10 protein-coding genes are annotated in these 10,741 nt (G+C 71.0%); 5 read left to right on the top strand and 5 right to left on the bottom strand.

The window, feature by feature from the left end; genetic code table 11:
- The first annotated feature begins 116 nt into the window (after positions 1 to 116).
- Entirely contained in the window at positions 117 to 695 is a 579-nt protein-coding gene (locus A3CQ_RS0107995; protein ID WP_020510403.1) for a pyridoxamine 5'-phosphate oxidase family protein, read from the top strand.
- 11 nt (positions 696 to 706) lie between these two features.
- On the opposite strand, the gene A3CQ_RS51945 is transcribed toward A3CQ_RS0107995, so the two are convergent.
- Complete coding sequence (locus A3CQ_RS51945; RefSeq protein WP_020510402.1) at positions 707 to 2,059, bottom strand: wax ester/triacylglycerol synthase domain-containing protein; 1,353 nt, start codon at positions 2,057 to 2,059, stop codon at positions 707 to 709.
- Positions 2,060 to 2,090: 31 nt separating this feature from the next.
- On the bottom strand, positions 2,091 to 2,432 hold the full coding sequence (locus tag A3CQ_RS0107985; protein ID WP_020510401.1) for a hypothetical protein: 342 nt from the start codon (positions 2,430 to 2,432) through the stop codon (positions 2,091 to 2,093).
- Between the two features lie 457 nt (positions 2,433 to 2,889).
- Between A3CQ_RS0107985 and A3CQ_RS0107980 the strand changes: the two genes are divergently transcribed.
- Together A3CQ_RS0107980 and A3CQ_RS57165 are read left to right on the top strand one after the other, a co-directional pair.
- Positions 2,890 to 3,792 (top strand): hypothetical protein, encoded by a 903-nt coding sequence (locus A3CQ_RS0107980; protein ID WP_157295498.1) that lies wholly within the window; start codon positions 2,890 to 2,892, stop codon positions 3,790 to 3,792.
- A gap of 244 nt (positions 3,793 to 4,036) precedes the next feature.
- Positions 4,037 to 5,317 carry an RDD family protein gene (locus A3CQ_RS57165; protein WP_169516264.1) on the top strand — a complete coding sequence of 427 codons (1,281 nt, stop codon included), beginning with the start codon at positions 4,037 to 4,039 and terminating at the stop codon, positions 5,315 to 5,317.
- Here the strand turns inward: A3CQ_RS57165 and A3CQ_RS0107970 are convergent.
- Together A3CQ_RS0107970 and A3CQ_RS0107965 are read right to left on the bottom strand one after the other, a co-directional pair.
- On the bottom strand, positions 5,260 to 5,883 hold the full coding sequence (locus tag A3CQ_RS0107970) for a TMEM175 family protein (protein WP_020510398.1): 624 nt from the start codon (positions 5,881 to 5,883) through the stop codon (positions 5,260 to 5,262). The two genes, A3CQ_RS57165 and A3CQ_RS0107970, sit on opposite strands and share 58 nt — an antisense overlap.
- Before the next feature lie 6 nt (positions 5,884 to 5,889).
- Entirely contained in the window at positions 5,890 to 7,560 is a 1,671-nt protein-coding gene (locus tag A3CQ_RS0107965) for an MOSC and FAD-binding oxidoreductase domain-containing protein (RefSeq protein ID WP_020510397.1), read from the bottom strand.
- 105 nt (positions 7,561 to 7,665) lie between these two features.
- Here A3CQ_RS0107965 and A3CQ_RS0107960 point away from each other — a divergent pair, with 105 nt between their 5' ends.
- Both A3CQ_RS0107960 and A3CQ_RS0107955 read left to right on the top strand, forming a co-directional pair.
- Positions 7,666 to 8,085, top strand: a complete 420-nt coding sequence (locus A3CQ_RS0107960) for a YciI family protein (protein ID WP_020510396.1) — start codon at positions 7,666 to 7,668, stop codon at positions 8,083 to 8,085.
- Positions 8,085 to 9,320 (top strand): RNA polymerase sigma factor, encoded by a 1,236-nt coding sequence (locus tag A3CQ_RS0107955; protein WP_020510395.1) that lies wholly within the window; start codon positions 8,085 to 8,087, stop codon positions 9,318 to 9,320. Before A3CQ_RS0107960 ends, A3CQ_RS0107955 begins: the two co-directional genes overlap by 1 nt.
- Here A3CQ_RS0107955 and A3CQ_RS0107950 read toward each other — a convergent pair.
- On the bottom strand, positions 9,285 to 10,667 hold the full coding sequence (locus tag A3CQ_RS0107950; protein ID WP_245577115.1) for an NAD(P)/FAD-dependent oxidoreductase: 1,383 nt from the start codon (positions 10,665 to 10,667) through the stop codon (positions 9,285 to 9,287). The genes A3CQ_RS0107955 and A3CQ_RS0107950 overlap by 36 nt on opposite strands.
- Between the last annotated feature and the right edge of the window lie 74 nt (positions 10,668 to 10,741).

The raw sequence follows: 10,741 nt of genomic DNA, 5'->3' as shown, positions 1-10,741 counted from the left end.
CCGGCCCGCTGGCTGCGGCAACGGCTGGACCATCGGCTTGATCAGGCAGGATAGGACCCGATCAATGCAACTTGCAACGCTATGCCACCGCTTGATTACGCTGTGAAATGTCACGCATGAACCACGGTGAGCGTGAACTGCAGGACCGACTCGGCACCCGGGACCGTGCCGACTCGTTCCAGGCCCGCCAGGTCCTGCCCCACCTCAACGACCGGATGCGCCACTTCATCGGCCGCCAGGAAATGATGTTCCTCGCCACGGCGGATGCCGCCGGCGGCTGCGACAGCACGTTCCGCGCCGGCCCGCCCGGCTTCGTCCGCGTGCTGGACGAGGAGCATCTGAGCTGGCCCGAGTACCGGGGCAACGGTGTGATGGCCAGCCTCGGCAACGTCACCGAGAACGGCCACGTCGGCCTGCTCTTCATCGACTTCGAGGACGTCATCGGCCTGCACGTCAACGGCACCGCCGAGATCGTCGAGGACCCCGATGAGCAGGCCGGCACCCCACCCGGCAGGCGAGCCCGCCTATGGGTGGTCACCCGCGTGCACGAGGCCTACATCCACTGCGCGAAACACATCCCCCGCCTCGCGAAGATCCCCCGCCGGCGCACCCACGCCGAGCAGCCCAAGAAGAGCGACTACTTCATACCCGGCCCGCCGGCCCGGATCCAGGATGTGGCCGGCCGCGAATCCTGATGTCGGGCACCTCAATCGGCCGCACGGGCGAGCGTGGCCAGTTCCGCCGAGAGCAGAGTCGCCAGCGCGTCCAGGTCCGGGCATCGGTCCGGATCGGCGACCACGGTCACGGTCAGCGAGTCGAGGTAGGAGAGCGCCACGAACATCACGGTGACGTTGGAGGCGCCACCGACGACGATCGGGATCATGTCGCGGACCGGCGCGCCGCCCAGGCACACCGGTGCCGCCGGGCCGCGGACGTGACTGACCAGGGTGTGCAGGCGACGCTGGCGGGTCATGTACCAGCGGTATGCCCCCAGCGCGGCGAGCAGCCGGAACGCCCCACCCAGCACCGTGACGGGCGCGGGCCCGGCCGCCTCGGCGCGGCGCCGGCGGATCTCCGCGGCGACCCGGGCGAGGCGCTGCGAGCGCGGTCCGGTGGCCGGCACGGTCACCACCAGCGGCGTGACCGCGTTGCCCGCGGTTTCGCCGGGCGGCCGGGGCGTGCCGACCGGGACCGCCATGGTCACCCGGCTGACGGTCTCGCCGCGCCGGTCCAGCAACCGGCGCAGCGCCTCGGCCACGGCCACCAGGAGCGCCGCGTTCACCCCGGCGTCCCATCGGTGCGCGGCGTCGCGGAGTGCCGGCAGCGAGACCCGGACCACGACCGCGCGCCGATGCGCGCCGGTGACTCCCAGCAACGAGCAGTCCGGCACGCGGGCGGGACGGAGGCCGCCGCCCGCGCCCATCGCGGTCCGCAGCCGCCGCAGCCGGGCCGGCGCCGACCGCAGCGCGACGAAGCGGGAGTGCCAGGCGTCGGCGGCCAGGCGTCGAGTTCCCGGCCGTGGTGAGGCTGCCCCGGGCGATGTCGCGGAGGCGGGGAGCAGCGGGGGCGCCGCCGCCGGGGGAGCGCCGTCCACCAGCCGGCCGAGCATCGCGAGCCCGCCCAGGCCGTCGCTGAGCACGTGGTGCGCGATCAGCGCGAGCGCGCAACCCCCGCCGGGCCGCCCCTCGATCAGGACCGCACGCCAGAGCGGACGGTCCCGCGGCAGCGGCCGCAGCACTTCCGGCAGCACGACGCCGGCCAGCTCCCGATCGTCGCCCGGCGCCGGCCAGCGGATCGTGGCGAGATGACGCCGGGGGTCGAAGGCCGGGTCGTCGGCCCAGACCGGTCCGCCGCAGCCGGGCGGCGTGCGGACCAGCCGTTGCCGCAGCCGGGGCACGGTGACGGCGCGCTCGGACAGCAGGCGGGCGCAGTCCGCGACCGTCAGCGCCCGGCCGAGGACGAGCACGACGCCGAACTGCTCCGGCACCGGCCCGCGATCCATCGCGAGAAAAACGCGATCGGCGTCGTTCGCGCGGTCGATCGGGACCGTGCCAGTCATCGCCACCTCCGAAGGGCCCGGGGCCGCCCGATCAGTGGGCGACGTCCACATAGATACGGCCGGGCAGCTCACCGACCCGGAAGCCGGAGTGCCCGGCGGTGCCGACGGCGATAGAGGTATGACCTGCAAAGCCCGGGTGCGCCCCCGCACGGATCTCGGTGACGACCGGAACGGGCGGGACCGCCGGATGGTGAACCACGGTGAACGGCCCCGAGCCCCAGGCCGGCGCGGGCGACGATGGCCGCGCCGGCGAAACGGACGTGGCCGGCGGCGCGGGGGCCGGGGGCACCGGACCCTCCGGCGCGGCGTGGCCGCATCCCACGAGAGGCCCGGCCAGCATCACCAGAACGACGAAGATCGATGGCATGATCACCGCGCACCTCCACACTTCAAGTACACCGGCGGCGCCGGGTCTTGGGCAGTGCCGAACGGCCCGCCGCTCCGGGCCGGTGGTCTCGTCGTGGTCCCGGAGAGCCATACCCGCCCCGGGAACCGAATCGGTCGCCCGAACAGCCAATATCCGTATCCGCACCAGTCGCCGTGCGAGCCTCGTTGCGGCGTCGCACCATCGCCTGGCGATCGCCCGCGCCCTCTCGCGGGTCTTCCTGACTGCGCCGATCGAGTCGGGCCCGCCTTTGTTTCGCATTGGCCTTGATGGTCGTTGGCTGGTTCGCCGTCGGCACTTTGCTCGTCGCCCTGGCTGTGGTCGTCTTCTGGCTCAACCAGTGGCGGAGCCTCCCGCCGCGGCCGGAATTGCAGTGCCAGTGGCGTGGATGCATGTCGTGTTCATTCGTGAATAAAATTCAAGACTGCTGTCGTCCGATCGAGTGATGGCTGTGGTTCAATGCATCGCCTGTCGTGTATCGGACATCGATTCGCAGATGGGCACCGCGCCGAATTCCATTGGTGTTGCTAACTTCTTCCGGTCGCCGGATCTGCGGACGGCCCAACATCAACAGTGTGCGAATTCGACCGTGAACGGAATGCATCGTGATATGACCACCATCCAAGATGGTCCGACGAAAGATCAGGACAAGAAGGTACGCACCGACCTGAGTGAAAGCCGTCTGAGGCTGCTCACCGCCACCCTCGGCGTCGTAACGGCACTGATCACCGCGGCGGCCACCATTTTCGGGATCAACTGGAAGCAGTCGGAGAAGGACGCGGACACGGCCGTCGGTAAAGCCGACGCTTCGTCGGCGCGGATCCAGCAGCTCCAGCGGGAGAACTCCGATCTCCAGAGTCAGCTCGCGGGCACGCAGCAGGAGCTCGATGAGCTCAAGGCTTCGCCGAGCGCCTCCGCCGCCGCGCCTGCCGGGGATGTGGTGTACCTCGACGGGTTGAGCCCGACCTACAGCACCTTCGAGCCCACGTCGGCGACGGTGCGCGGGGTCTCGTACGAGCACGCCTTCGCGACGCCCGTGGGCTGCGTAGCTTTCGACAACGGCGAGCGAAGCAGCGCCGAATACGCCATCTCCGCGAAAAAGCTGGTGCGGTTCCGCGCCACCATCCTGCTGAGTGACGACGTCGGAGACCTGACGGTGCTGGACTACTACCTGCGAGTAAATGGAACGCCGGTTGCGCAAGGACACGTCGAGCCCGGCAAAGTCGTGACCATCGACCGTACGGTGAAGGAGGAGGCGCGCACAGTAACATTCGGCTTCACGTCGGACGGCTGCCCGCTCAAGCGAGGCGAAGGGATCTGGGCGGACGCCCGGCTGTCGCGGTCGTAGACGCCCCCCGGTCTCGGCAAAGTCGGCGAGCGGGCGAAACAGAACTGCGCTTTCAGACGCTATACCCGGTCCAGGACCCGAAAAGGTAACTCTGGACAGGTCGATCCGATCTACCGATTTGCTGGTCGGATGATCGAAGTGGATGCGTGGGCGTCCGTGGGATTTTTGTTCACGCACCTTTGAATATCGTCGCTCGGCTATGAGCTTAGAGATGATTCCTGCGGAACCGGTGCCGTCCGTGCCCGTGCCCGTTCCTGCCTCCTTGCGGCGCCGGGCGATGGCCTGGTCGGTCGACTCCGCGGTGGTGGCGATACCGGCGACGATGCTGATCGTCGCTGCCGTGACCAGCCTGTGGCAAAGGCTCCCCGAATCGGCGGGCCACATCGGGTTTTCGGCCGTGAAGAAGGTGATCAAAGGTGACATCGACACGGGCAGCCTCCTCGCCGAGGTGGCGGAGGTGTGGCTGGTCCTCGTTCTGCCGCTGGTCGGCGCGCTGCTCTTGGTGCCGCTGATCCAGTTCCTCTACCAAGCGGTCCTGCTCTCCTGGCGTGGCCGCACCCTCGGCGGAATCCTCGTCGACACGCGGGTCGGCATGGTGGCAGACCCGGCGAGCCTCATGCGCCCCCGCGCCTTGCGCCGTGCGTTCCTGACTGCCCTGGTCGAGTCGGGCCTGCTCTGCGCCGCACTGGCCATGGTGGCGATCCGGAAGCTCGAACTCGGTGGTTTGCTGGTCGTGCTGGCCGTCGCTGCCTTCTGGCTCAACCGGATGACTCTCTTCGGCCCGCGGCGCCGCACCGTGGTCGACCGGCTGACCGGCACCGTCGTCGTGCGTACGACGCTTTACGCCGGGATGGCCAACCGCGCGACCGCCCTCGCTCAGCGGCTGACCGGCACCGGAGCTTCCCTTCCCGCCGGCGCGGACACGCCACCCGTCCACGCCACGCTTGACCCTCCGGCCGGCCACCCCGCGCTCCCGGCAAACGGCGCCGAGACCGCCTCCGCTCAGACCGCCTCCGCTCAGACCGCCTCCGCTCAGACCGCCTCTGCTCAGACCGCCTCCGCTCAGGCCGCGGCCACTGCGGCCGCGGCTGCGACCGCGGCAGCGCGGCGTGCCGCCGATGCGACCGCCGTGGCCGGGAAGCTTGCCCGGGAGCGCGCCGAGTCGATCGCCCGCAGCGAGGCGGTTCAGCAGGCGATCAACTCGCGCGCCGGGCAACGGGCCCAGGATCTGGGCTCTCGGGCGTCCGACTCGGCGCGCCGCCTGGGCGGTCGCGCTCAGGAACTCTGGGCCGAGCGCCAACAACGCCGCGCCCAGCAGCCCGGTCGGCTCTCGTCCGGCGAGGACCCGTACCGGGCAACGGCTGAGCGGAGCGGCCCCTTCGGGTACCGGCAGGTGACGGGTGTCCCGGCCCGTCCGGAGGAACCGCCGGCCGATCCGGCCGACGCATCGGCCAGCGGCCGCCCGGGTCACGCGGTCCGGCGTGGTCCGGTGAAGCCGAGCTCGCCGGAGATCGGGAGCCAGTAGAAGGCGATGAACGCGGCGAAGACGGCCACGCCGAGGACCGGTAGGAGGCCGCCGAGGATGGTGGCGGTGCCCAGCCAGAGGAGTGCCAGCTGGAAGCGGCGGCCGATGGCGCGTACGCCCGCGGGGTTGATGTTGTTGGAAAGCAGGTGGTGGCGGGCGTGCCACCAGATGAGGTTGAACAGGGCCGCGGCCAGGAAGAAGACCAGGCCGTGCATCACCACGGCGGTGCGTTCGCCGTGGCCGTCTCGGAAGGCGTCGGCCAGGACGGAGGCGGCGAAGGGGAGGAAGGCTATGTCCATCAGCAGGACCGTGTTCAGGAACAGGATCATGCGGTCGGCGTGGCGGATGTGGTCGAACATCACGTGGTGGTTGGCCCACACCTGGCCGACCAGCATGAACGTGACCGCGTAGGCCAGGTAGGACGGCCACAGAGCCAGCAGACCGTGCAGGAGATGCTCGGTGTCCGCGGGCGGGCGGATCTCCAGGACCAGCAGGGTGGCGGCGATGGCGATGACGCCGTCGCTGATGGCGACGACCCGGGCGGGGTCGCGGACGTCCTCACTCATGGCTTCTCACAGGTCCAGGACGAGGTCGGCGCGGGGGCGGGAGCAGCACAGCAGCACCTGGCCGTCCGCGGGCGGCTCGAGCGGGTCGGGCGCGTAGGCCACCTCGCCGGACAGCAGCGGGGTGACGCAGTTGTGGCACACGCCCGTGCGGCAGCTCCAGCGGGTGGGTACGTCGCACGCCTCGGCCAGATCGAGCAGGCTTCCCGGGCCGTCGGGGAAGCGGGTGGCGATGCCGCTGCGCGCGAAGGTCACCAGCGGGCCCGTGCCGGCCGGGCCGCCGGGCAGGTGTGGTGGGCGGGTGGGCGTCGCGGCGATGCCGGGGTTGAGCGAGGGCAGCGTGCCGAACAGCTCGGTGCGGATGCGGCCAGGGTCAACACCATGTTGTGCGAGAGCTTTCCGCATGTCCGCCATGAAGGAGACCGGACCGCAGATGTACGCGTCGGAGCCGGCCGGAACGCCGAGAGCGGCGAGCGCGTCCCCGGTCAGGCGACCGGACGGACCCTGGCTGTAGAACACGTGCTCGTGGGCGTGGGCCAGAGCGGCGAGCAGCGCGTGGGCCTCGGCCGCCAGCGGGTGCTCGCGCGGGCTCCGGGCGCCGTGGATCCACCACACCTCCCGCTCGGTGTGCCGGTCCGCGAGCTCGTGCAGCATGGCCATCGTGGGGGTGACGCCGACACCGGCCGAGATCAGCAGGATCGGCCGGGCGTCGTCCTCGGCCACGAACTCGCCGCGCGGTGCGGCCACATCCAGGACGTCGCCCGGCCGCAACGTGCCGGTCAGGTACGTGCTGACCACGCCGTGCGGCTCGTGCTTCACGCTGATCCGGTACGCGGGGGCGCCGGGCGCGGACGACAGCGAGTAACTGCGCACCTGGCCACCGCCGATGCGCAGGGTCAGGTACTGCCCGCCGAGCGCGGCCGGCAGCGGGCTCCCGTCGGGCGCGGACAGGTAGACCGACGACACGGTCGTGCTCTCCGGGACGATCCGGTCGACCCGCAGCGGCCGGAAGCCGCTCCACGCGGGCACCACCGGAGGCGGCGGCGCGGCCATCTCGCGGAAGGACTGCTGCCAGCCGGGGCTCAGGGCCGGGATGTCCAGGGCGGTCCGCAGCTTGGCCGGGTCGTGTCCGGGGAGGTAGAGCAGCGCGTCGGTGTCGGCCACGCTCAGGGCGCCGGGTCCGGTCCGCGTCTTGACGATCTCGTCGCCGGCTTCGACGCGGCCCTCGGTGATGACGCGCATGTAGAAGCCGGGCCGATGATGGCTGACCAGCAGCGCCGGCATCCGGGGCTCGCCGAGGCGCAGGCCGACCCGGTAGCAGGTGACCCGCGGCTGGGTGACCTCGAACTCCGCCTCGCCGATGCGGTAGCGGTCGCCGATGCACACCTCGTCGTCGGGCTGGCCGTCGACGGTGAGGTTCTCGCCGAACTGGCCGTACTCGAAGTCGTCCCGCCCGAGCTCCTTCTGCCAGTACCGGTACGACTCGATCTGGTAGACGAGCACGGCCCGCATCTCGCCGCCGTGGCCGGCGGTGTCGCCCTGGCCGTCGCCGTCGAGGTTGAGCCGCCGGGCCGTCACCGGGCCCGTCACCGGCCGTTTCCAGACCCCGGTGTACACAGTGCGGCCCTGCCAGGCCACATCGCGGGGCATCCCGACGTTCACCGACAGCAAGCTGGTCATGACCGTTGAGAATACTTTTTCGCGCGCCGTGTCGATCCGCGCCCGCGCCGTTCGACCTGGAGGTGAGAGGGTCGAGGACGACCCGTTGACGAAGGAGATGGCACCGTGGCGAAGTACATGCTCATCATGCGCGGCACCGACGAGAGCATGGCGAAGATGATGGAGACGCCGTTCGAGGAGATGCTCGCGATGGTGGGCCGCTTCAACGACGAGCTGATCCGGGCCGGCGTGCTGCTCGCGGCCGAGGGGCTGGACGACGCGGCGCAGGGCGTGGTGGTCGACTTCAGCGGCGAGACCCCGGTGGTGACCGACGGGCCGTACGGGGAGACGAAGGAGCTGTTCGGCGGGTTCTACATCCTCGACGTCGCCTCGAAGGAGGAGGCGGTCGAGTGGGCCAAGCGGCTGCCGGCCTTCCCGGGCACCAAGGCCGAGATCCGCCGGGTGCCGAGCGTCGACGAGTTCCCGCAGGACAACGAGTGGATCATCAAGGAGCGGCAGTGGCGCGAGCGGACCGGCCAGCTCTGATGACCGGCTCGGCTCAGCGCGCCGTCGAGGCCGTCTGGCGGATGGAGTCCGCCCGGATCGTCGGCGCGCTGGCCCGCTACACCCGGGACTTCGCGCTCGCCGAGGACGTGGCGCAGGAGGCGTTGGCCGAGGCCCTGGTGGCCTGGGAGCGCGACGGCGAGCCGCCGAACCCGGTGGGCTGGCTCCTCGCGACCGCCCGCCGGCGCGCGATCGACGCGTTCCGGCGGCGGTCGGCGCTCGACGCGCGCTACCTGATGCTGGCCGCCGAATGGAGCGAGGAAGTGGAGCCGCCGGACCCGGAACGGATCGAGGACGACGTCCTCGCGCTGATGTTCATCGCGTGCCACCCGGCGCTCTCCCCGGAGGCCCGGGTGGCGCTCACCCTGCGCGCCGTGGGCGGCCTGACCAGCGAGGAGATCGCCCGGGCGTTCCTGGTGCCGGTGCCGACCATCCAGGCCCGGATCACCCGGGCCAAGAAGACGATCACCGCGGCGAACGTGCCGTTCGAGCTGCCGCCGCCCGACGAGCGCAAGGAGCGGCTGGGCGGGGTTCTCAGCGTGCTCTACGTGATCTTCACGGAGGGCTCGACGGCGACCGCCGGCGACCGGCTGGTGCGCACCGATCTCGCGTACGAGGCGATCCGGCTGGCCCGGATGCTGGCCTCCGCGCTGCCCGGTGAGCCCGAGGTGTGCGGCCTGCTGGGGCTCTGCGAGCTGACGGCGGCGCGCTTCCCGGCCCGCACCGGCCCGGACGGCGACCCCATCCTGCTGGAGGACCAGAACCGGCGGCTCTGGGACCTGTCGGCCGTCCGCCGGGGCATGGCCGCGCTCGCGCAGGCGGCATCCGCGGGCCGCGGGCTCGGACCGTACGGGCTGCAGGCCGCCATCGCCGCCTGCCACACCGCCGCGTCCACGGCCGGGGAGACCGACTGGGACCGGATCGTGCTGCTCTACGAGGCGCTCGGCCGGGTCGCGCCCTCGCCGGTGGTCGAGCTCAACCGGGCGGTGGCGATCGCGATGGCGAGCGGGCCGCAGCCGGCGCTGGAGATCGTGGACGAGCTGGTCGCCACCGATCGCCTGGCCGGCTCGCACCTGCTGCCGACGGTTCGCGGCGAGTTGCTCACCCGGCTGGGACGCACGGCCGAGGCGCGGGCCGAGCTGGAGCTGGCCGCGCGCCTGTGCCGCAACGAGCGGGAACGGTCAGTGCTGCTCCGAAAGGCGGCTCGCCTCGTCTGAGGCGGCGGCCTCCTCCCGGGCCCGCTCGAACGGGTCGCCGTACTCGTGGATGGCCCGCCGGGCGAAGGCCTGCTGCACCGTGGCCACCCGCTCGGAGCGGCCGCGGCCGAGGAAGCTGATCGCCCAGTGCATCACGGCGGTCACCCGGTTCTTGAAACCGACAAGGTAGAACAGGTGCACCGCGACCCAGATCAGCCAGGCCGGGAAACCGTCGAGGCGCAGCTTCCAGATGCTCGCGACGGCGGAGAACCGGGAGATCGTGGCCAGGCTGCCCTTGTCGAAGTACTTGAACGGCTTGCCCGCGGGCTTGCCGGCCAGCCGGTTCTTGATCGTGCCGGCCGCGTACTTGCCGCCCTGGATGGCGACCTGGGCGACGCCGGGCAGCAGCTGCCCGTGCTCGTCGTCGAGGTTCATCATGTCGCCGAGCACGAAGATCTCGGGATGACCCGGGACGGTCAGGTCGGGCTCGACGAAGACGCGCCCGGCCCGGTCGACCTTGGCGCCGGCCGCGTCGGCCAGCTTGCGGGCCAGCGGGGGAGCGGAGACGCCGGCCGCCCACACCTTGGTCATCGACGGGATGCGCTCGTGGCCGCGCTCGGTCTCCACCTCGATGCCGGTCGCGTCGACGCCGACCACCCGCGTGTTCAGCTCGACCTCGACGCCGAGCAGGTGCAGCTGGCGCAGCGCCCGGGTGGACAGGTGGTCGCCGAACGTGTTGAGCACCGCCGGCAGCGCGTCGACCAGGATGATCCGGGCCTTGCGCGGGTCGATGTGCTTGTACTGGCCGGGCAGGTTGCGGTGGGCGAGCTCGGCGATCTGGCCGGCCATCTCGGTGCCGGTCGGGCCCGCGCCGACCACCACGAAGGTGAGCCAGCGGTCGATGGCCTCCGGGTCGGTCTGCAGGTCGGCGATCTCGAACGCGCCGAAGATGCGGGCGCGCAGCTCGAGCGCGTCGTCGATGTTCTTCATGCCGGGCGCGTGGTCGGCGAACTGGTCGTGGCCGAAGTAGGACTGCGCGGCGCCGGCCGCGACGATCAGCGTGTCGTACGGGACCTCGTAGTCGACGCCGGGACCCTCGACCGAGACGATCTTCTTCTCGACGTCGATGTGGCTCGCCCAGCCGAGGCGTACGTCGACGTTGTCCTGTCGCTTGAGGACCTCGCGGATGGGCGGCGCGATCTCGCCCTGCGACAGGATGCCGGTGGCGACCTGGTAGAGGAGAGGCTGGAACAAGTGGTACGCGGTGCCATTGATGAGGGTGATGTCGACGTCGGCCTTCTTGAGCGCCTTGATCGCGAAGAGACCGCCGAAACCCGCGCCGATGACCACCACACGATGCCGCTGCATCATTCACTCCCAAAAGCTCGGTGTTCCGACATGTACAGCGCCCTGATCAGGGTGATTATGCCGTGAGTATCGAC

Origin of the sequence: Paractinoplanes globisporus DSM 43857 (assembly GCF_000379645.1) — a bacterium.
Lineage (GTDB): Bacteria > Actinomycetota > Actinomycetes > Mycobacteriales > Micromonosporaceae > Actinoplanes > Actinoplanes globisporus.
This window is presented reverse-complemented; position numbering and strand designations above follow the sequence as displayed.

Excerpts from the sequence above, each read along its gene's own strand:
- A3CQ_RS0107970 (WP_020510398.1), bottom strand. The coding sequence starts at position 5,883 with ATGAGTGAGGACGTCCGCGACCCCGCCCGGGTCGTCGCCATCAGCGAC.
- A3CQ_RS0107995 (WP_020510403.1), top strand. The coding sequence starts at position 117 with ATGAACCACGGTGAGCGTGAACTGCAGGACCGACTCGGCACCCGGGAC.
- A3CQ_RS0107955 (WP_020510395.1), top strand. The coding sequence starts at position 8,085 with ATGACCGGCTCGGCTCAGCGCGCCGTCGAGGCCGTCTGGCGGATGGAG.
- A3CQ_RS0107965 (WP_020510397.1), bottom strand. The coding sequence starts at position 7,560 with ATGACCAGCTTGCTGTCGGTGAACGTCGGGATGCCCCGCGATGTGGCC.
- A3CQ_RS0107980 (WP_157295498.1), top strand. The coding sequence starts at position 2,890 with ATGGCTGTGGTTCAATGCATCGCCTGTCGTGTATCGGACATCGATTCG.
- A3CQ_RS51945 (WP_020510402.1), bottom strand. The coding sequence starts at position 2,059 with ATGACTGGCACGGTCCCGATCGACCGCGCGAACGACGCCGATCGCGTT.
- A3CQ_RS0107950 (WP_245577115.1), bottom strand. The coding sequence starts at position 10,667 with ATGCAGCGGCATCGTGTGGTGGTCATCGGCGCGGGTTTCGGCGGTCTC.